The 20,670-nt window shown below is 60.8% G+C and carries 19 protein-coding genes; 11 read left to right on the plus strand and 8 right to left on the minus strand.

Going from position 1 to position 20,670, the window contains the following annotated elements; all coding sequences use genetic code 11:
* Positions 1 to 11: 11 nt before the first annotated feature.
* Positions 12 to 3,962, minus strand: a complete 3,951-nt coding sequence (locus FXO12_RS12750; protein WP_057976175.1) for a Tc toxin subunit A — start codon at positions 3,960 to 3,962, stop codon at positions 12 to 14.
* A gap of 370 nt (positions 3,963 to 4,332) precedes the next feature.
* Between FXO12_RS12750 and FXO12_RS28995 the strand changes: the two genes are divergently transcribed.
* The 4 genes from FXO12_RS28995 to FXO12_RS12765 all read left to right on the plus strand — a co-directional run bounded on the left by FXO12_RS28995 (position 4,333) and on the right by FXO12_RS12765 (position 6,912).
* Complete coding sequence (locus FXO12_RS28995; RefSeq protein ID WP_057978987.1) at positions 4,333 to 4,641, plus strand: transposase; 309 nt, start codon at positions 4,333 to 4,335, stop codon at positions 4,639 to 4,641.
* A gap of 8 nt (positions 4,642 to 4,649) precedes the next feature.
* Positions 4,650 to 5,480 carry an IS3 family transposase gene (locus FXO12_RS12755; RefSeq protein ID WP_232458742.1) on the plus strand — a complete coding sequence of 277 codons (831 nt, stop codon included), beginning with the start codon at positions 4,650 to 4,652 and terminating at the stop codon, positions 5,478 to 5,480.
* Positions 5,481 to 5,620: 140 nt separating this feature from the next.
* Entirely contained in the window at positions 5,621 to 6,085 is a 465-nt protein-coding gene (locus tag FXO12_RS12760) for a hypothetical protein (RefSeq protein ID WP_034126362.1), read from the plus strand.
* A gap of 14 nt (positions 6,086 to 6,099) precedes the next feature.
* Positions 6,100 to 6,912 carry an SDR family oxidoreductase gene (locus FXO12_RS12765; RefSeq protein WP_057976901.1) on the plus strand — a complete coding sequence of 271 codons (813 nt, stop codon included), beginning with the start codon at positions 6,100 to 6,102 and terminating at the stop codon, positions 6,910 to 6,912.
* Here the strand turns inward: FXO12_RS12765 and FXO12_RS12770 are convergent.
* Positions 6,909 to 7,766 (minus strand): LysR family transcriptional regulator, encoded by an 858-nt coding sequence (locus tag FXO12_RS12770; RefSeq protein WP_057976899.1) that lies wholly within the window; start codon positions 7,764 to 7,766, stop codon positions 6,909 to 6,911. The genes FXO12_RS12765 and FXO12_RS12770 overlap by 4 nt on opposite strands.
* A gap of 111 nt (positions 7,767 to 7,877) precedes the next feature.
* On the opposite strand from FXO12_RS12770, the gene FXO12_RS12775 reads away from it, so the two are divergent.
* Together FXO12_RS12775 and FXO12_RS12780 are read left to right on the plus strand one after the other, a co-directional pair.
* Positions 7,878 to 9,065, plus strand: coding sequence for an MFS transporter (locus FXO12_RS12775; RefSeq protein WP_057976898.1), 1,188 nt, complete (start codon positions 7,878 to 7,880; stop codon positions 9,063 to 9,065).
* Positions 9,058 to 9,459 (plus strand): hypothetical protein, encoded by a 402-nt coding sequence (locus FXO12_RS12780; protein WP_057976896.1) that lies wholly within the window; start codon positions 9,058 to 9,060, stop codon positions 9,457 to 9,459. Before FXO12_RS12775 ends, FXO12_RS12780 begins: the two co-directional genes overlap by 8 nt.
* 183 nt (positions 9,460 to 9,642) lie before the next feature.
* Here the strand turns inward: FXO12_RS12780 and FXO12_RS12785 are convergent, their stop codons facing one another.
* The 4 genes from FXO12_RS12785 to FXO12_RS12800 are packed head-to-tail and all read right to left on the minus strand — an operon-like array spanning position 9,643 to position 14,403.
* Positions 9,643 to 10,503 carry an HlyD family secretion protein gene (locus FXO12_RS12785; protein ID WP_057976894.1) on the minus strand — a complete coding sequence of 287 codons (861 nt, stop codon included), beginning with the start codon at positions 10,501 to 10,503 and terminating at the stop codon, positions 9,643 to 9,645.
* A gap of 10 nt (positions 10,504 to 10,513) precedes the next feature.
* On the minus strand, positions 10,514 to 10,714 hold the full coding sequence (locus tag FXO12_RS12790; RefSeq protein ID WP_005784982.1) for a DUF1656 domain-containing protein: 201 nt from the start codon (positions 10,712 to 10,714) through the stop codon (positions 10,514 to 10,516).
* Positions 10,704 to 12,881, minus strand: coding sequence for an FUSC family protein (locus FXO12_RS12795; protein WP_060772873.1), 2,178 nt, complete (start codon positions 12,879 to 12,881; stop codon positions 10,704 to 10,706). The genes FXO12_RS12790 and FXO12_RS12795 overlap by 11 nt, the downstream gene beginning before the upstream one ends.
* A gap of 10 nt (positions 12,882 to 12,891) precedes the next feature.
* On the minus strand, positions 12,892 to 14,403 hold the full coding sequence (locus FXO12_RS12800) for an efflux transporter outer membrane subunit (RefSeq protein ID WP_057976890.1): 1,512 nt from the start codon (positions 14,401 to 14,403) through the stop codon (positions 12,892 to 12,894).
* A gap of 181 nt (positions 14,404 to 14,584) precedes the next feature.
* Here FXO12_RS12800 and FXO12_RS12805 point away from each other — a divergent pair, with 181 nt between their 5' ends.
* The 5 genes from FXO12_RS12805 to FXO12_RS12825 all read left to right on the plus strand — a co-directional run bounded on the left by FXO12_RS12805 (position 14,585) and on the right by FXO12_RS12825 (position 19,080).
* Entirely contained in the window at positions 14,585 to 15,544 is a 960-nt protein-coding gene (locus FXO12_RS12805; protein ID WP_034126355.1) for a LysR family transcriptional regulator, read from the plus strand.
* A gap of 144 nt (positions 15,545 to 15,688) precedes the next feature.
* Positions 15,689 to 16,663, plus strand: coding sequence for a D-glycerate dehydrogenase (locus FXO12_RS12810; RefSeq protein ID WP_054898821.1), 975 nt, complete (start codon positions 15,689 to 15,691; stop codon positions 16,661 to 16,663).
* Between the two features lie 176 nt (positions 16,664 to 16,839).
* Positions 16,840 to 17,742, plus strand: coding sequence for a chemotaxis protein CheV (locus FXO12_RS12815; protein ID WP_014716988.1), 903 nt, complete (start codon positions 16,840 to 16,842; stop codon positions 17,740 to 17,742).
* 3 nt (positions 17,743 to 17,745) lie between these two features.
* The gene (locus FXO12_RS12820; RefSeq protein ID WP_034126353.1) at positions 17,746 to 18,228 is read left to right on the plus strand and encodes a GNAT family N-acetyltransferase; all 483 of its coding nucleotides are present in this window, start codon (positions 17,746 to 17,748) and stop codon (positions 18,226 to 18,228) included.
* Positions 18,229 to 18,336: 108 nt separating this feature from the next.
* Positions 18,337 to 19,080, plus strand: coding sequence for a YkgJ family cysteine cluster protein (locus FXO12_RS12825; protein WP_057976888.1), 744 nt, complete (start codon positions 18,337 to 18,339; stop codon positions 19,078 to 19,080).
* Between the two features lie 258 nt (positions 19,081 to 19,338).
* Here FXO12_RS12825 and FXO12_RS12830 read toward each other — a convergent pair whose 3' ends face one another.
* Complete coding sequence (locus tag FXO12_RS12830; RefSeq protein WP_034126351.1) at positions 19,339 to 20,121, minus strand: transporter substrate-binding domain-containing protein; 783 nt, start codon at positions 20,119 to 20,121, stop codon at positions 19,339 to 19,341.
* Between the two features lie 162 nt (positions 20,122 to 20,283).
* Complete coding sequence (locus FXO12_RS12835; RefSeq protein ID WP_034126350.1) at positions 20,284 to 20,517, minus strand: hypothetical protein; 234 nt, start codon at positions 20,515 to 20,517, stop codon at positions 20,284 to 20,286.
* Positions 20,518 to 20,670 lie beyond the last annotated feature (153 nt).

The following is a 20,670-nucleotide window of genomic DNA, read 5'->3' on the forward strand; positions in this document are numbered from 1 at the left end:
TGCGCAGGCGCTCAGCGCCGGGCAGCCATGACCGCATTGCCTACCGCTTGCCAGGCCACACCCGTACTGTCGCCGTGCAGGGCTGTGGCCCTGAGCAAGTCCGCCGCAGCCAGGCCGCTGGCGGCACAGGTGGCTTGGCTGCGCAGGATCCAGTCGATGTCGGCCATGGAGCAGGCGCGCTTTTGCGCCAGCAGTTGGAAAAGCTCATGCACGTCGTCCTGCCGCCACCCCAACAGCCTGGCCAAAACGGAAGCGGCCTGGTCGCTGACTGCAGCGCGCAATGTTTTGTTTTTGAGCGCTGTTTTTCCGGGGTTGGCCGCGATGAAATAACCCAGCAATGCCTCCTCCGCCTGGCTTTGGCCATGAAACCACTGACTGTAGCGGCTCAGCAGGTAGAAGCTCTTGAGGTTCAACTCCAGATTTCTACCCGGAACTCCCAGCCATTGCGGATTAAGCAAAAACACACGCAAGGCACTGGTGCTCAACCGCAGGTCCATCACCACTGTCCCATGACGCAATACACGCTCGAGTTGATTGATCAATGAGTCAGTGGCGGCTGCGGTAGCCAGCCCCAACACCGCTGACAACAGGGCGTGTACCGAGGTCTGTGCCCAACGCAGTACAACTTGGGTGCGGTCCATCGGCAGGTTGATCATTTCTTGTGCCAAACCTTCGATCAGCCGCAGTTGGCGGTCATGGCCGGCCAGTAACATGTCGGCAAGCTTCGCCACGCTCTGCTCGCGCTCGTGAGGGAAGAGGTTCAACTGCCCCACTCGATAGTTAATCGCTTCTTGCAAGTAATGATGGGGGTCTTCGAGACCTGTGAGCGGAACAGGCCTCACCAGCCCCTGCGGGTCCAGCAAATACTGCAGCACTTCGCGCCATTTGATGGGCTCTCGTGCGGCAGCGGACTTGGGCCGTTCATAAACAGGCAGATTCAGCGCCGAGATCTGCTCATCGGTAATCAATACCTCTCGCGTCGCGGCGGCCAATATGCCCAAGCGGTCCACCAAGCCTTGGGGGGGCAGGTAATCTCCAGGCTCCAGGCCCAACGCGCGGCGTACCCCGGTAACACTTTGCTTGCTGTCCTTGAGCCAATTCACGGCCCAATCCATCTGCATCAACACATCGAGAACGTCAGGCGCGGGCGCCATTGCATCCTCTTCCCAAGCCTCTACGGTCGGTAGGTGTCTTTTAGGCAGCGTGCCGCACTTTACTTGCAGGTGGTGAACTGAAGACGGTTGGCTGGTTATTACCTCCCAAGCTGTCCTTGAAAGGCGCTTGCCGCTGAGCGACAACGTCCCACCAGCGCTCAACGGTTCAAGCGTAAGCGCGCTGCCGTCAGGATTGCGCACGAAGTTTTCTTCGTCTGAATGCTGGGGCTGCCGTTCCAGGGTAAACACCCGCGTGCCAGCTGCTGATGCAAAGTCGGTCCCCGCCAGCACAAACAAGGCTGAACCTGGCAGCAGACGCAATAAGGTACCTTCATGCGCGGCATCAACCACCAGCACCAGCCTGATGCTCATATCGCTGGCGCCCTGCGCAGTCAACGACCATGGCCTGAGGGACGACAATGAGGGTTGTAGCAGGCGCCCGGTACAGAGTAATCGCTGGTACTCCAGCCCCCCCAGCATATCCACCAGGCCCCAGCCTTCCTCCGGCGACAAGCCAAACATTTGCGGAATACGCGCCTGACGGTAGAGCGAGGACAGGGTGCCAAGGTCGCGGAGTAACGGCCCAACAAAATCCTTCGTTTGGTTGGCCAAGCGAGAAAGCGATGACTCTGTAGGCTCAAGGCCGAGCGCGGCACAGAGTTGTGCGACGATTTTTTTGTTCGCAGCGTCTGTCCCACTGACATTAAAGGCGGCTCTATTGAGTTCCAACGGCGTATCGAACAGCGCAGCAGGGTTAAAGACTTGGTCAAACAGCGGCACCTTGTCACCCGTGGCGTAAGGCGTGAGATCGTGGAGGAACGCCGCAAATTCTTCGGGCTTGATGCCATAACGTCGGCTGAAATAACGATAAACACCCAAGACCCGCAGGGTATTGGTGTTCAGGTCCATGGTCAGGTTGTGTTCACCCTCGCTGCGGATGGCGCAAATGAGCAGCGTGTCCAGTTCGGCATAGGACATGTCCATACCCAGGTCTTTCTTCAGCCAGCGCTGCAGACGAATCATGCGTTGCAGGCGGTCAAACCGTTGAGGGGACGTTTTAGTCAGGTACCAGACCGTGCGGCTACCGAGCGTGGTTTCCTTGAGGCCCATGGAATTGTCGAACTGGTCCGCACACGTCGAGACAACGGTAGCAGGCACAACACTGTCATAACGCTCGCTGCCATGGCCGTTGACATAACACGCGCCATAGTGAGAGGCGTGCGGGTATGCCTTGCCGACGCCATTGCCCCCCGTCCATTGTGGGTTGCCGCTGGGGCAATTGGGAGACACGTGGGGGAAATGCTGACGCTGGGATAAAAGCGCCTCGACCTGCTCGGCATCCAGCTCCGAACGTTGCATGAAGGTCTCGAGCTGCACCAGTGGGTTGTCAACGTGACCAATACCTTGGAGACCGTAACTGCGCTGAAAAAACTCCTGCTGCTCGGCCGTCCATGTCACGTACTCATCCAGGACAATGGTGAAGCTGAGTACCGCCAGTGAAACGGGCCTAGTGGTAGTGCCCGTGGTGGTGGTGACAGTAAATGAGGCTCGATAGCCCGGTTCGATAGGAAACGGTTCTTCTCCCCCCCAGCGGATAACTGTGCAGATTGTTGAGGTATTCGCGGGGTGAAGATAATTAGGCGTCCAAATATTAGCCGTGTTCGCATATAACGGCGTCCCAGAATTAATCCAGAAAAGACCCTCTCGTTTAGTATCGTCAGGCCCCGAGAATTCAATCGTTGCCGTGCTCGTCAATTTCCCTTGGTTGACTAAGGTTTCTGCCTGAGGCACAACAGACTTCAGGCTTGACTGTGGGGATATCAGTAAAGCAATCCTGATGGCCGAATGCGGACTCAGATGAGAAGTCCCCGGCCCTGCCCAGGTCTGCGTCAGCTGAGCCTTCGATAGATAAAACGTGGTGAACAATGAAGGTTCGATCAACAGTTGCTGTTGCTGAGGGCTTAACCCCGACATCAACAGTTGCGCTTGCGCTGCAGTGTTCTGCACCACGCCATAATCGTTCAAGCCCCGTTGGCTGATGGGCAACTGCAAGCTGATGCGATAGTTCAACTCCCCCAACTCAAGCTTCTTTTCGGCCAGCCCCAATCGGCATTGGTGGTGAGGGTAGTAATACGGAAACATGAACGGATAGCGCCGCTCGGCCAGTACGTCGTAAATCGGCTTGTTGGCATCCGGCTTTCCTGTCCGGTACCGGGTGATGTCGGCCATGAGTATCTCATTGACCAACTCCAGCATCGGTCTGGGGGTAAAGGTGCTTTGCTGGTCAATGATCAACCCCTCCAGATCGGGCCGCCGAGTCCTCAACAGAATCTTGGGCCGATCACCCTGGCCGGAGCCTTCCAGGGTGCGCGTAGCGAAACGATATTGAGCGCTGAGGTAGGCCACCGGCGAATCGACCGCCGCCATCGCGCCGACTTTGCAGAACTCATCCCAGTTTTCCTTGAACAGGTTCGGGAAACTCGGCCCGACATCGACCAGCGCACGCACACCGGTCTGCTGGCCCTGGTACTGGGTTCTGCCGTTGGATACCTGGTGTTCACGGTACAGCCGACCGATCTGCACCGCATAGCACATGGCATTGTCATAGGCCAGCTCGCCATCCGCCTCGCAGATCTCACCCAGGCGTTGGACGAAGTGGGGCTTGGGTTGGGCGATGATGTCGAACACCGACGTCATGCCCATTTGCTGCATCGCGGTGATGAAGCTGACTTTTTCCAGGCCCACTTGCCGTTCGGGCTCGTTGACCAACGTAAGAAGCAGACGGTCAGTTCTCGAGTCGTTGTCCATGCCCACGCATTCCCTCAGGTAGAGATACACCGCTACGTCCAACAAACTGAGTGGTTCTAAAAAATAAAGAACCTGTGAACTCTGACAGTAACGACGAACGGTACCTGGGGACGGCCGAACACCAGAGCTACCTGAATTGGACGAGTCTGCAGTTGGCGGAAACTGGCTTGGCTTTGGTGGAAGCTTGCATTGATGGCTTGCAGGCCGATGCTTGTGCTCAGTAAGTCAGTCATCGCGGGCGAGCCCACTCCCACAGTTTGACCGGGTACGTCCTTGGAATAGGGTCAACCTGTGGGAGCTGGCTTGAACTGGCCTAATGCTCCCGGACACCTCTTAAGGGCGATATGATTCGCCCAATCAGGAGGTTTCCATGCAAGAGCGAAAGACCTACACCCGCGAGTTCAAGCAACGTGCTGCAAGCATGGTTCTTGATGATAATTGCTCAGTTCCCGACGTATGTGCATCGATGGAAGTTGGCCCTACGGCTCTGCGCCGCTGGGTTGATCAGGTTCGTAAAGAACGCCTGAAAGGGCAGCCAGTGGTTGGTACCAAGGCAATCAGCGAAGAACAGCGAGAGCTGCAGCAGCTGCGAGCCAAGATCAAGCGTCTGGAGACCGAGGCTGAAATCTTAAAAAAGGCTACGGCTCTCTTGATGTCGGATCCCGATCGTTTTTCCTGATCGAGGAACTGAGAGAGTCGAGTTCATATCCGACCTGCCTGCTTTGCAGTGCGCTGGGCGTTTCCCGTAGCGCGTTTTATGACTGGCTTAAGCGTCGCTCAGCGCCGAATACCAAGCGTGACGCACTCAGAGCAAAAGTCGTGCAACTGCATGACGAAAGCCGGGGAAGTTCAGGCGCGCGGATGATCTCTCAGCACTTGAAGGCCCAGCAGATCAAGGTGGGACGGCATCTGGCCGGAAAACTCATGGCGGAGGCAAATCTGGCCAGCAGGCAGCGCCGCCGCCATCAGTATCGCTCTAGAGGAGTCGAAGCATTTGTGGCCAAGAACTTGCTCGAGCGTAACTTCGAGCCAGCCGCAATTAATCAGGTCTGGTGCGGCGACGTTACCAGCCTGATGGTTGGTAAACGCTGGTATCACTTGGCAGCGGTCATTGATCTGTTCGCCCGCCGAATCATTGGCTGGGCGTTTTCCCTGATCAATGACGCCGACCTGGTTAGCAAGGCGCTGAGAATGGCGGTGGAGGTTCGAGGCAAACATGCAGGCTTGATCTTTCATTCGGATCAAGGCTGCCAATACACCAGCCAGCGCTTTCAGTCTGAGCTGCTGGAACATGGGATAACGCAAAGCATGAGCCGCAGGGGGCAGTGCTGGGACAACGCGCCAACAGAGCGTTTCTTCGGGACGCTCAAGTCAGAGTGGGTGCCCACCAAGGGTTATACGACAGTTGAAGAAGCCAGGCAGGATATGACCAGCTTCTTCATGCGATACAATCGAATCAGGCTCCACAGCTACAACAACTACCTGTCGCCAATAGCCATGGAGCAAAAAGCGGCATAAACACCGTAATCGGTGTCCGGGATTACTTGACCAGTTCAGCTTGCCTGCGATGGCGTGCGCCCGGCCAGCACAATGCTCAAGCTAACCCATCCCGCCTACGCTTAAGTTAGGATGCTCGTTCCCTATTCGAGGTGGTCTCCATGTTTTTCGGCGTTCTCCTGATCATCACCTGGCTGATCCTGCTGCTGCGCTACCCGGCCAAGGCGCTGCCGGTATCGTTGGCCGCTGCCGTCGGCCTGGGGTTTGTCGCGGTTTGGGTGGTATGGCTGGACAATCGCGAAGCGTCACAACTGGCGCGTCTTGAGTTGCGCATCACCTACGCGCCGCAAGACTGCCCCGCCGACCGACCGCTCAAACTGACCCTCAACAACGGCAACGATGTACCGCTCACCGAACTGCGCTGGCGCGTGGCCGCCTACGCACCGGGCGATACGGTCAACCTGGCCGACAATGTCTACGCCGCCCCACGCTATCGCGGCCCCGGCGAGTTGCAGGCGGGCGCCACCTGGGATGACTGCCTGCCCACCCCGCCGCTGCGCCCCGGCTATCGCCCCCAAACCCTGGAATTTCGCGCCGAGCACCTGCAAGGCAGTTTCTCGGACTGACAAAGGATGGACCCATGCCCAACGTACTGATCACCGGTTGCTCCAGCGGCATCGGCCGCGCCCTCGCCGACGCGTTCAAAGCCGCAGGCTTCGAGGTATGGGCCAGCGCCCGCCAACCCGATGACGTCGCCGCCCTCGCGGCCGCAGGCTTCAATGCTGTGCAGTTGGACGTCAATGACAGCGCCGCTTTACAACTCCTGGCCGGGCAATTGAGCGAGCTGGATGTACTGGTCAACAACGCCGGCTACGGCGCCATGGGCCCGTTGCTCGACGGCGGTACCGAGGCGATGCAACGCCAATTCGAAACCAATGTGTTTTCCATCGTCGGCGTGACCCAGGCGCTGTTCCCTGCCTTGCGTCGCAGCAAGGGCCTGGTGGTGAATATCGGCAGTGTTTCCGGCGTATTGGTGACGCCGTTCGCCGGCGCCTACTGCGCATCCAAAGCCGCCGTGCATGCGTTGAGCGACGCCCTGCGCATGGAGCTGGCACCGTTTGGCGTGCGGGTGATGGAAGTGCAGCCCGGTGCGATCAATACAAGCTTTGCGAAGAATGCCGGCGCCCAGGCCGAGTTACTGATCCAGGAACAGTCGCCATGGTGGCCATTGCGCGAGGGCATTCGTGCACGCAGCCAAGCGTCCCAGGACAAGCCAACCCCGGCCAGTGAGTTTGCTGCAGACGTGCTCAAGGCGGTGCAGCAAGCGCAACCGCCGCGCCTGTTGCGTTCGGGCAACGGCAGCCGCGCGTTGCCGTTGATGGCGGCGCTGTTGCCCAAGGGGTTGTTGGAGAAGGTGCTGAAGAAGCGCTTTGGCTTGGGCGGCAGGCTCTAAGGTTTCATGAAATCAATGAACGCCCGCACCTTCAGCGGCAAATGCCGCGTGTCTGGATACATCGCGTAAACCCCTTGCGGGGCAAAGCGGTGGTCCGCCAACAGGCGCACCAAGCGTCCCGCGTCGACATCCCCCTGCACCAACCATTGCGGTAAAACCGCCACACCGTGGCCGCGCACCGCAAATGCCTGGAGGACCGACGCGCTGTCGGCCACCAAGGCTGACGGGCCGGCTCGATAAGGGTGGTCGAGACCTGCCGGGTCGGTGACGCTCAGTTCGCTCAAGCGGCCGTGGCCCAGCCTGGGCAACTGCTCCAACTCAGCCAGGGTTTGAACTGCGGCAAACTGCGGCGCCGCGACGGCGAACACGTCGAATGTGGACAACTGCACGGCGCGGTGATTGGAGTCCAGCAAGCGCCCCAGCCGAATCGCCACGTCAAAACGCTCGGAGATCAGATCGGCGTGGGTGGAGGATGTGGATAAGTGGATATTCAGGTCCGGGTGCAGGCGTCGAAAGGCTTCTACCGCCGGAGCAACTACGGCCAGGGCATATTCGACAGTGGTGGTGATGCGCAGGGTGCCTTTGAGCTGGGCATGTTCACTGCGGGCTTCTTCTACCGCCAGGCGGGCCTCTTCAAGCATGCGCGTGCAGCGCAGGTAGAAGCGCTCACCCGCGTCGGTCAGTGCCAGTTGGCGGGTGTTGCGGGTCAGCAGGGTGACGCCGAGTTCCGCCTCCAGGCGCTTGAGGTTGAAGCTGACCACGGCGCGAGTCTGGCCCAGCAGGTCCGCGGCAGCGGTGAGCGAGCCGGCCTCGACCACGGCCTTGAAAGTGTCAAAACGGTCCAGGCTGACCATGGTGGACGCCCTCCTTTGTCAAAAAATTTTTGACAAACTAGCAGGCAAACCGACGTATCCCAAACCCTGCGTGCGGCCTACCCTGCCGGCTCCACTCGCAGGAACGCGTTCATGACCTACCGCTCGAAAGTCGCCTGGATCTTTTTGTTGGGCTTTGCCCTGGACCTGGTGAACATGTTTGTCGCCACCGTCGCCTACCCGGATATCGCCCGCGAACTGCACGCCTCGGTCACCCAGTTAGCGTGGATCAGCAATGCCTACATGCTCGGGCTGACAGTGATCATTCCCTTGAGTGTGTGGTTGGCGGCGCTCATGGGCGAGCGCACCCTGATCGCTACCAGCCTGCTGCTGTTTGCCGGCGCATCGGTGATGGTCGGCCAGGCTGGCTCCATCGAAGCGTTGATAGCTTGGCGCGCCTTGCAGGGGCTCGGCGGCGGCTTACTGATTCCGGTGGGGCAAGCCATGGCTTACCGACACTTTCCCGCGGCCGAGCGCAGCCAATTGACAGCGCGGGTGATGTCGGTGGCGTTGCTGGTGCCAGCGCTGTCCCCGGCGTTGGGTGGGGTGATTGTCGACAGCCTGTCCTGGCGTTGGATTTTCTACGCCAACCTGCCTCTGGCGCTAGTGACGCTGCTGCTGGCGCTGCTGTGGATAAAACCCGATGTGCCTTTAACCGAGCGCCCGCCCCTGGACCTGGGCAGAGTGTTCAAACAAGCCGCCAGCCCGATGCTGCGCGTGGCAATGCTGGTTTACCTGTGTATTCCGGGGGTATTTATCGGCACCAGCCTGATCGCCATCCTCTACGTGCGTGGCCTGGAGTATGACGCCACCCAGACCGGCGCGCTCATGCTGCCGTGGGCACTGGCCTCGGCCGTGGCGATCTACCTGAGCAAGCGACTCTTCAATCGCTGCGGCCCCAAACCCTTGTTACTGGCCGGCATGGCGCTGCAATGCGGCGGTATCCTGCTGCTCAACGAGCCGACGCTGATTATTGCGGCCTACGTCTTGATGGGCCTGGGCGGCAGCTTGTGCAGCAGCACCGCACAAACCCTGGCCTTTCTGGATATTCCCGCCGAGCGCATGGGCCACGCCAGCGCGTTGTGGAACATGAACCGGCAAGTGAGTTTCTGCGTGGGCGCCGCCGTGCTCAGTGCCGTACTGTCGGCCTTGGATTCCTTCGCGATTACCTTCACGATGGCGGCAGCTCTGACCCTGTTGCCGCTTTTCGCAGTGTTGCGCCTGGATGCTTCCAGGGTACGCGCGCTGCTTCACCCTTGCAGCGAGCCCAAACATGATTGACTACAGCGATTTTTTTGAAGAAGTGATCCAGACCCACGTCGAGATCGAACAATGGTTTGCCGGCGTTGCGCCTGAGGGCACGCTGGAAAATCTGCTGGCGCGCTTCTCACCCGAGTTCAGCATGGTGGCGCCCGCCACCGGTACGCGGGTCAACACGGCCGGGGTCAATGCCTTGTTCACGCGCCTGGGCGGGATGCGTCCGGGACTGAAAATCACCCTGAGTGAAATGACCGGCATCGACCAGCATGCACGCGGCGCGACGGTCACGTATCGCGAGCATCAGATTGACGACAGTGGCACCCAGACCGACCGCCGCGCCACAGTGGTGTTCGAGAAACAGGCCAGTGGCACGCTGCTGTGGCGGCACTTGCATGAGACCTTTATCAAAGCCTGACGCGGGTCTAGATGTATGAGGGGGCTTACATCGCCCACTGTAGGAGCGAGCTTGCTCGCGAAAAACCTCAACGATAACGCGTGCTTCCTGAATGAACGCGGCGCCTATGAGTTTTTCGCGAGCAAGCTCGCTCCTACAAAAGCCTTGACTGACTGGCATTAGGGCTTGCCCCTCCCACATTTTTTAGTTTTGTGTTGGGTTGACGATCACCGTGCAGGTAATCCCCGCCGCCAACAACACGCCCTCCGGCACTTCATCAATGTGAATCCGCACCGGCACACGCTGGGCCAAGCGCACCCAGTTGAAGGTCGGGTTCACATCGGCGATCAGTTCACGGCTCTCGGGGTTGTCGCGATCGTAGATGCCGCGCGAGATGCTTTCCACATGGCCCTTCAAGGTCTCGCCGCTCATCAATTGCATATCGGCTTTGTCGCCCACCTTCACGTGGGGCAGTTTGGTTTCTTCAAAGAAGCCATACACCCAGAACGAGTTCATATCCACCACGGCCATTTTCGCTTCGCCGATACGCGCATAGTCGCCACGGTGCACGTTGAGGTTGGTGACATAACCGTCCACCGCCGCCAGCACTCGCGTGCGTTTCAAGTTGAGTTCGGCGGCCTCCAGTTGCGCCAGGGCGTGCTGATAATCGGCCAGGGCCGAGTCGGCGATGTTGCTGGCGTCGTCGCGGTTTTCCTTGGAGATCACCAGGGCGTCGAGGTCGGCGCGGCGGTGCGCGTTGACCTTGCGCATTTCCCAGGTGGCCTTGCGTGAAGCCACCAGCGATTGCGCTTGCTTGACGGCAATGCGGTAGTGCTCGGGGTCGATCTGCATCAGCAGGTCGCCTTTTTTCACCAACTGGTTATCGCGTACCGGCACGTCCACCACTTCGCCGGTGACGTCAGCCGCCACATTGATAATGTCGGCGCGCACCCGACCATCGCGGGTCCACGGCGTTTGCATGTAATGCACCCACAACGTGCGGCCAATCCAGATCGCCAACGCCAGAACCAGCAAGGTGGCGAGCAGGCTGAAAAACTTTTTCATCGGGGCATTCTCAACGGTAGACGCTCAGCGCCAGGGCGCCGAACAGGCAAGCGAACAGGCTCAGGCGCAGCAGCGCCGGGTGCCAGAAGAAACGGTACAGGTCGAACCCGGCCAGGAAGCGATCAATCGCCCAGGCCAGCCCGGCTGCGATCAAGAACATCAGGGTCATGGTCGGCATATAGATGCCGTGGAATGCAATTTCACGAGGCATTCGGGGCTCCTTTGAGGGCGGCCAGAGGCGATTGCGGGTCGAGCAACGAGGTGCGAATAAAGTGCAGGTAGCTCTTCACACGGCGCAGGGCCGAGGTGTCGAAGTGCGGGGCGAAGGGTTCGTCGGTGGCCTGCACACGGCTGATCGCATGGTCGACGGCAATCAACCCGCGCTCCAGGTTGCTGGCGCTGGGTTGCAGGAACAGCCGCACCAGCGAGCGCCCCATCACGCGGATCGCTTGGCGCCACGGCTGCGATTCGGCATACGCCGGGTGCACCGGCAAAATCGCCTGCTCCTTGCGCAGCTCGATGATCGCGTGGCCGACCTCCAGCACCACGAACATCCAGCGCAGCAAATCGCGCTGCACCTGCGGCTCGCCGGCCGCGAGGCCATACGCCTGGTGCAGCAGGTCGCGGGTGCGGCTTTCAAAGCTCGACGCCAGGCCCTTGAGCTTGCCGCTGATGGCATACACCACTTGCTCACGCAGGTCTTGCTCCAGGCGGCGCCACAACCAGCGGCTGTTGGGCGGCAGGATGATCGCCCCCGCCGCCGCGCACACCAGCATGCCAATGACCATGGCGATGTAGTCGTTGATAAAGGTGTAAGGGTTGTAGACCGTAAGGTTGTCCGGCACCGAGCCGGTGCTGAAGAAGATCAACAGGCCCACACCCACACCGGCGTATTGCGGGCGTGAAGACAGAAAGGCCCCGAAGATGATCACCGGCGCGAGCATCACGCACAGCAGCGGGAAACCGTCGATCCAGGGGAACACGAAGAACATTTCGACAAAGCCGACCAAGGCGCCGATCAAGGTGCCGCAGGCCATCTGGAACGCCATGCGCTTGGGGTTGGGCGTGGCAGCAGACAGGCCCACCGTGGCCGCCGCGATCAGGGTCATGGTGGCGCCGCTGGGCCAGGCAGTGGCCACCCAGTAACTGCCCAGCACAACCAGGATAAACGAGGCGCGCACCCCGGCAGCGGCACAGGCCAACCAGTTGGTCTTTGGCGTGTAGGCTTCGTGCCAATCCTCCCGCGCATGGCGATGCTCGGCCAGGGACGCGTGGGTTTGCGCGTAGTTGTGCAGGTCGTCGACGAAACGGTACAGCAGCTCGTAGGCAGTGTGGAAATCCAACTGCTCGGCGTCCGTCGGGTTGCCCTCCTGGAAGCTCGCCCGCAGGCTGCGCACCTTGGCGGGCAGGCCGTCCTTGTAGGCGCTCAGTTGGTTGACCAGGCGCGCGGCATCGGGGCTGGTGAGGGCGCGGCCAGAGAAGCTGTCGAGCACTTCGGCCAGGTCTTGCAGGCCGGGTTTGATCGCTGCCACCACATGGTCTGCCTCATCGGCGCGCAAGCGTTCGAGCAATTGGTGCAAGGCGTTGAAGCGTGTGGTGATGCTCATGAATTCGCTGTTGAGGCGACTGAGCCGCCCGTTGCGCCGACGCATGTGCGGGTCCTCAAACACGGTGACGCTACGCAAGCCTTCCAGGCCCACGGCTTCGGCAATAAAGCGCACGTTGCTGGCCTCGAAGCCTTCGCGCTGGCTGCGCCCGCGCAGGCCGTCGGTCACGAACAATGCGAACACGCCGAAGCGCTGGTACAGCGCGTTGCGCATGGCGGCGCTGGAGGTCTGCGGCAGGATGGCGGCGCTGACCAGTGTCGAGCACAGTATCCCCAGGGAGATTTCCAGCACCCGCCACACCGCCGCCATGAAGGCGCCGTCCGGGTGGGCCAGGGCCGGCAGCCCGACCATCGCCGCGGTGTAGCCGGCGAGCACGAACCCATAGGCGCGAAAGTTGCGGTTGCGCGTGGCACCGGCGGTGCAAATGCCGACCCAGATCGCCAGCGCCCCCAGGAACAGTTCGGTGTTCTGCGCAAACAAGGCGATCAACAGCACCATCACCGCCGAGCCTGCCAAGGTCCCTAGGAAACGGTAGAAACTCTTGGCGAACACCTGGCCGCTCTGGGGCTGCATCACGATAAATACGGTGATCATCGCCGTGCGCGGTTGCGGCAGTTCCAGGCGCATGGCCAGCCACAGCGTCAGGAACGCAGCGACCAGCACTTTGAAGATATACACCCAGGTCACGCCATCACTGCGTGCCCAGTCGAAGAAACCACGGCGCCACTCAAGGGAATACAGCCAGCGCAGCGGTGCAGGCAAGGGAGTCATCAAGGCCTACTCAGTGATCAAACACGGCGAGCGCCGCCGGAGTCTTGCTTGGGAGTGTCTTGGCAGCCGTGGGCACATCATCGCCAGCACCGAGGCCGCCGCCCAAGGCGGTCACCAGCTCGGCATGGGCGCTGAGGCGTGCCGCCTGCACCTGTTGTTCGATCTGCTGCTGGCGAAACAACAAGGTTTGGGCGTTGAGCACGTTGAGGTAGTCAGTGAGGCCACGTTGATAGGCGACCATGGCGATGTCGTAGGTTTTCTGCGCCGAGGCCACCGACTGCGCGGCGAAGGCCGACTGTTTGTCCATGGACTCGCGGCGGATCAACTGGTCGCTGATGCCCTTGAGCGCATTGACCAGGGTCTGGTTGTACTGGGCCACCGCGATGTCGTAGCCGGCACTGGCTTCACCCAATTGCGCACGCAGGCGGCCGCCGTCGAAGATCGGCAAGGTGATCGCCGGGCCGACGTTGTAGTTGAATTTCTTGCCGGCCAGGAATTCCAGCATGCCGCCGCCGGTGGCCATGTAGCCAAGGCTGCCGACCAGGTCGACGTTGGGATAGAAGCCTGCATGAGCCACATCGATACCCCGTGCCTGGGCTGCTACCTGCCAGCGGCTTGCAACCACATCCGGGCGTTGGCCGAGCAATTGCGCCGGCAGGCTGGAGGGCAATTTCAACGGCGCGGCGAGGGCCAGGGTCGGGCGCTGCAATTGCGCGCCCTCCCCCGGGCCTTTGCCGGCCAACGCCGCCAGTTGGTTACGGCTCAGGGCGATTTCCTCGTCCAGGGCATCCAGTTGGCGATGGGTTTCCGGCAGCGGCGTTTCAGCCTGGCTGACGTCAAAGTGAGTGCCGATCCCGGCGGCCAGGCGTTTATTGGCCAGGTCCAGGATCTGCTGTTGCTGGGCCAGGGTGGCGGCCGCGATGTCACGGTTGGCGTACTGCAACGACAGCTGGATATAGGCGCGCACCACGTTGTTTTGCAGTTCGAGTTGGGCCAGGCGCGCTTCGGCGGCGCTCATGTGCGCCAGGTCGACCGCACGTTCGGTCGTGTTGCTTTCCCGGCCCCACAGGTCGAGGGCGTAGCTCAGTCCCAGGGAAGAATTGTTGTCCCAGGTGTTGGCGCCGCTCAATTCGCCAGGACCGTAGAACTGATCCTTCGGCCAGTTGTGGCGCTTGAGGGTGGTGTCGCTGTTGATCTGCAGCGACTCGGCCGACTCGGCCACCCCGGCCAGCGCTCGGGCTTGCCGTACACGGGCGGCGGCCACGGCCAGGCTGGGGCTGTTGCGGGTGGCGAGTTCGACCCAACGGTTGAGCTGCGGGTCGCCGTAGGCCTGCCACCATTGGGCGGTGGGCCAGTGGGCGTCGCGGGCGGCGCTCTGGATCGCGGCGTCGGTGGCCAGGCTATTGGCGTTGATCGCCTGGCCCTGCGGGGCGATTCCTCCGGTTCCGATGCAACCGCTGATGACTGACGTTAAAGCCCAAACACTGAGAGTCTTCAGCTCTCTGCTGATGCGACGCGGCACGGCAAGCGAATTCCTGAGAGGGTGTTGCGGGAGAGGTGGCGCAATTCTAGGCGGCGCCAGGGAGGACGATAAGCTGGCATTCCTGTGAATCTTTGTTACCGTTCAGGCGATAATCCGTTGGTAGGGATCACTGAAAGCGTAACTTTCTGTCACAATTTGCTATCTCCCTTGAGAACACTCCATGGACACTTTGCAAAACATGCGCGCCTTCAGTTGTGTGGCCGAAGCCGGCAGCTTCACCGCCGCCGCCGTGCAACTGGACACCACCACGGCCAACGTCTCGCGCGCGGTCTCCAACCTTGAGGCCCACCTGCAAACCCGCTTGCTCAACCGCACCACCCGGCGCATCGCGCTGACCGAAGCCGGCAAACGCTATTTGCTGCGCTGCGAGCAGATCCTCGCCTATGTCGAGGAGGCCGAGGCCGAAGCCAGTGACGCCCATGCGCGCCCGGCCGGGCAGTTGAAAGTGCACACCATGACCGGCATCGGCCAGCATTTCGTTATTGACGCCATTGCCCGCTATCGCCGCACCCATCCCGACGTGACCTTCGACCTGACCCTGGCCAACCGCGTGCCGGATTTGCTCGACGAGGGCTACGACGTGTCCATCGTGCTGGCCAGCGAACTGCCGGACTCAGGTTTCGTTTCCCAGCGCCTGGGCATCACCTACAGCATCGCCTGCGCCTCGCCGGACTACGTCAAGGCCAAGGGCTGCGCACAGCGGCCCCAGGACTTGCTCAACCATGCGTGCCTGCGCCTGGTCAGCCCGGTGGTCCAGCTGGACAAATGGACCTTCAACGGCCCTGAAGGCCAGGAAAGCGTGGCGATCAACAGCTCGCCCTTCCTGGTGAACTCGGCCGATGCGATGAAAACCGCGATCACCAGCGGCATGGGCGTCGGCCTGCTGCCGGTGTACGCCGCCATCGAAGGGCTGCGCAACGGCACACTGGTGCGGGTGATGCCGACCTACCGGTCCCAGGAATTGAACCTGTACGCCATCTATCCTTCGCGCCAATACCTGGATGCGAAGATCAAGACCTGGGTGGAATACCTGCGCGGTTCGTTGCCGGAAATTCTGGCGGCGCACCAGGCGGAGTTGGTGGCGTATGAGTTGAGCGGTGGTGTGCGGATGGCGAACTGATTTTGAAATGCTGCTTCCCACCCCCTAAAAATTTATTGTGGGAGCTGGCTTGCCTGCGATGACGGTGGATCAGCCAATACAATAGTGGCTGACACACCGTCATCGCAGGCAAGCCAGCTCCCACATGTTGAGTGGAGTTCTGTCATGAAAAAGACTGTCCTGGCCTTCAGCCGTATCACCCCGCCGATGATCGAACGCCTGCAACAGGATTTCGAGGTGATCGCGCCCAACCCCAAGCTGGGTGACATCAATGCACAGTTCAACGAAGCCCTGCCCCACGTCCATGGTTTGATCGGTGTGGGTCGCAAGCTGGGCCGCGAGCAGCTTGAAAGCGCGAGCAAGCTGGAAGTGGTGTCCAGTGTGTCGGTGGGCTACGACAACTACGACGTGCCGTACTTCAATGAGCGCGGGATCCTGCTCACCAACACCCCCGATGTGCTCACCGAGAGCACTGCCGACCTGGCCTTTGCGTTGCTGATGAGCAGCGCCCGCCGCGTGGCCGAATTGGATGCCTGGACCAAGGCCGGCCAATGGAAAGCCAGCGTGGGCGCGCCTTTGTTTGGTTGCGATGTGCACGGCAAGACCCTGGGCATTGTCGGCATGGGCAATATCGGCGCGGCCGTGGCCCGGCGTGGGCGCCTGGGCTTCAATATGCCAATCCTTTACAGCGGCAATAGCCGCAAGACCGCGCTGGAGCAGGAACTGGGCGCGCAGTTTCGCAGCCTGGAGCAGTTGCTGGCCGAGGCGGATTTCGTCTGCCTGGTGGTGCCGTTGAGCGACAAGACCCATCACCTGATCAGCACCCGGGAGCTGGGGTTGATGAAGTCCAGCGCGATCCTGATCAATATCTCCCGTGGGCCAGTGGTGGATGAGCCTGCGCTGGTCGAAGCCCTGCAAACCCAGCGCATTCGTGGTGCCGGGCTGGATGTGTACGAAAAGGAACCGCTGGCTGAATCGCCGTTGTTCCAGCTGAGCAATGCGGTGACCCTGCCGCATATTGGTTCGGCCACCGGTGAAACCCGCGAAGCCATGGCCAACCGCGCCGTGGACAACCTGCGCAGCGCCCTGCTGGGCCAACGCCCGCAGGATCTGGTGAACCCACAGGCCTGGAAGGGCTGACACCCCACCCCACTGTAGGAGCGAGCTTGCTCGCGAAAAACGTCAACGATAACGCGCAAAATCTGTTTTAACGCGGCGCTTTGAAGTTCTTCGCGAGCAAGCTCGCTCCTACAGTTTTCGAGGACAAGGTCGATAACGGTGTATAGATCGTCATCCCTGATCCACAGAAGGTTTTTATGTCCACCACCAAAGCCCGCGCAGACTCACTCTCGCTTCTGCTCTTTACCTTGCGCAGCGGCAAGCTGATGGCCATCAACCTGTTGAAAGTCAGCGAGATCATCCCCTGCCCGCCGTTGACCAAGCTGCCGGAGTCCCACCCGCACGTCAAAGGCATCGCCACCTTGCGCGGCGCCTCGTTGTCGGTGATCGACTTGAGCCGCGCCCTGGGTGAAATGCCCTTGCAAGACCCGGATGGCGGCTGCCTGATCGTCACCGATGTCAGCCGTTCCAAACAGGGCCTGCACGTGCAGGCGGTGAGCAAGATCGTGCATTGCCTGACCACCGATATCCGCCCGCCTCCCTACGGCTCCGGCGGCAATCGGGCGTTTATCACCGGGGTGACCCAGGTGGAAGGTGGGCTGGTGCAGGTGCTGGATATCGAGAAAGTCATCCATGGCATCGCCCCGGCACCGATTGAAGCGGCGCCGACCGACCTGACCATGGAAGAAGCCGAAGTGCTGGGCAACGCCCGCATCCTGGTGGTGGACGACAGCCAGGTGGCTTTGCAGCAATCGGTCCACACCCTGCGCAACCTCGGCCTGACCTGCCACACCGCACGCAGCGCCAAGGAAGCCATCGACGTGTTGCTGGAGCTGCAAGGCACGGTTGAACAGATCAACGTAGTGGTGTCGGACATCGAGATGTCTGAGATGGACGGCTACGCCCTCACCCGCACCCTGCGCGAAACCCCGGATTTCAAGGACCTCTACGTGCTGTTGCACACCTCCCTGGACAGCGCGATGAACAGCGAAAAAGCACGCCTGGCCGGTGCCGACTCAGTACTCACCAAATTCTCATCCCCAGAATTGACCAAATGCCTGGTCGTCGCCGCACAAACCGTGGCGCAAAAGGGCCTGTAAGCCTTGGGCGAGTATTACCAGCTGCTGCGTCGCGACCTCACCGGCAGCCTTCCCGCCCCGCAGTGGCCAGCGGATACCCGGCTGGATCATTATCGCGATGAACTGGCCCCGGCGATCCATGCCGTGCTGCGCATGACCCAGGACCAGGGCGGCGGCCGTGTCGGCCACCTGGAGGAGTGGCGCCAGCAGTTCGTCACCGATGCCGAGTACGACCCGACGCTGTGTCTGGTGGCCAGTAACCACGACGGTGTCCTCGCAGTGGCCCAATGCTGGACCAGCGCCTTTATCAAGAACCTGGCCGTACACCCCTGCGCCCAAGGCCAAGGGCTGGGCCGCGCCTTGCTGCTGCACAGCTTCCAGGTATTCAAGCAGCGCGGTGAACCCTATGTGGACCTCAAGGTGCTGGAGAGCAACCTGCGCGCCCGGCAACTGTATGAAAGTGCGGGCATGCGATTTGTGCTGCGCGACATCGTATCCAAGGGCTGATCCTCACTGGCGCATAACTTGCTTCCAGAGCCCTTGAGCGGTAGATAGAGGTAAAAACCCGTCACCCCTCAAGCGTGCCCTCTGACCTTGCCTGGTGACAGATCCGCCATGAACACACACTTTTCCTGCGTCGGTTGCGGTAAATGCTGCAGCGACCATCATGTGCCCCTGACCCTCGAAGAAGCCCGCAGCTGGGCGGCGGACGGCGGTAACGTCATCTTTCTGGTGGAGGGCTTTCTGGGTAACGGCCTGGGCCTGCCCCTGCAACAACGGGAACATGCCGAGCGCCGCTCAGTGATCGTGCCCAGCGGCAATACCGAGGCGTTTGTGGCAATTACCTTTGCCGCCTACAACGCCGGACGCTGCCGGAATCTTGACGAAGACAACCGCTGCCGCATCTACGAACGGCGCCCGCTGGTGTGCCGCATCTACCCGATGGAGATCAACCCGCATATCCCACTGAACCCAAGCGCCAAGGACTGCCCGCCGGAATCCTGGGAGCAAGGCCCTGCGCTGATCGTCGGTGGTGAGTTGATGGATGCGCAACTGGCCGAGCTGATTCGCCGTTCACGCCAGGCCGACCGTGATGACGTGCAGACCAAAGAAGCGGTGTGCGCGTTGCTTGGCATTCGCACGACCGCACTCAAGGGCGACGGGTTTACCGCGTACTTGCCGGACATGCGGGCGTTTGCCCAGGCCATTGAACAGGCGGCTGAACTGCCGGCAATGGCCAATGAATGGGTATTTCATGTGTCGGGGATGGACATCGCTGAACAGGTGCTGGATGCCGGGGCGCGCATTGCCACTGAGGTGCCGGCCAATTATGCGTTTATCTCGTTGAGGGCGGCTTAGGCTACTACAGCCTTATTTTGGCGTAGGTATGTACTCAACTTCAGCGCGACGCTGGACCTGTGGCGAGGGAGCTTGCTCCCGCGACGGCCTACCATTCGACGACAATTTCCCTGACGCCCCTCGATCCAACTGTGGGGCGTCAGCTAGATAGTCGCAAGCTGTCAGGCCGTCATCGCAGGCCAGCTCCCACATTTGGAGCTCGGAGTGTCAGGTAGATAGGCGCCTCTCGGGAACAGAGTTGCACTCACACAATAGCGCTCATGGATGGGCAGGCAACACATCGAGGCGATAGGGCTGGAGGATGCGTTGGTATTCGCCATTGTGCATCAGTTGCTCAAACGCGTGATTAAGCTCATTACGCAACGCGGTATCGGTTTTTCGCACCGCAATCGCCACGCTATTACCCAGCAGGCCAGACGACACAGGCGGCCCCATGAAATTGAAGTCCAAGCCCTGGGGCGTGTCTAGCAGGGCCTCTCGGATCTCCACGGCGCCTTGAAGGGTCGCGTCAATATCGCCCGAAACCAGGCTCTGCACCAGTTGGTCGTTGAGCCAGAAACTCCTGATGATTACCCCTGCCGGCGCCCACTGCGACAGGGCAAAGGCTTCCCGGTTACTGCGCACCAGCACCCCGACACGCTTGCCCCTGAGCGACCGTCGATTAGGGCGCAGGCCCGAGGTTTTACGCGCCACCAGCCGAGTGGTGATCGGGTAGAGATCACGGGTGAAACTCACCCGTCGCCGTCGACTGCAGGTGGGCGCCATGCCCATGATCGCGTCGAACTGCCTGGCCTCAAGAGCGGGGAAATTTTCCATGACGATCTGGTCAACCCAGGTACAGCGCACGTTGAGCTGCTCGCACAGGGCATTGCCCAGTTCGATGTTCAGCCCCACCAATTGCCCTTGGGAATTGCGGCTTTGAAAAGGCGGAAAATGTGCAGCGACGGCGAAACGGATTTCACGCCGCGGTTGAACGTCGGCGGCAACGACACTTGTCGAGAGCAAGAGGGCAAGCACCGCACAAAGGTGTATCAGGGCCACGGGAATGTCCTTTTCCGGAAAGCTGACTCACCACGCCCCGATGAGCGTCATCGGGACGAAGCAAACGCTGTGCAAGCTTTCAAGAATCGGTCGCGGACCTACAAGCAGAAATGTCCACGGGCGATGTAGGCAACTGCCTATAACGCACGCAACGCTTTAATCTTAGCGTTTACCCATGGAGCGGCGAGTGCCCGGAGGCGCCATGCCTGGCGTCTTGGTATGGCCGTTCTTGGCGCCGCCTTTGTACCAGGGCTGGCTGGCATTCTTGGCGCCAGCCAGCTCACCCGGTTTGAAGGGGAACTTGAACGCCGGGATCTCGGCTTTTTCAACGCCGTCGGCGGTGGCCGAATCGACGAGGTCAGCCGCGTCGACAGGGGGTTGGGTTGGGGAAGTCATAGGGGCTCCGGCGCAGCGATAGGCGTAAAAGCGCCAGTATACGGGGGCAAAGCGGCAAGCGGTAAGCTTCAAGCCACAAGTAAAAAGCGCTAGCTGTCGCGGCTGTCAGTTTGGCGTCACCGTGCTGACCGCATTACCGGGCTATAAAGCAGC

Origin of the sequence: Pseudomonas sp. J380 (assembly GCF_009827115.1) — a bacterium.
In the GTDB taxonomy this organism is placed as follows: Bacteria; Pseudomonadota; Gammaproteobacteria; order Pseudomonadales; family Pseudomonadaceae; genus Aquipseudomonas; species Aquipseudomonas paracarnis.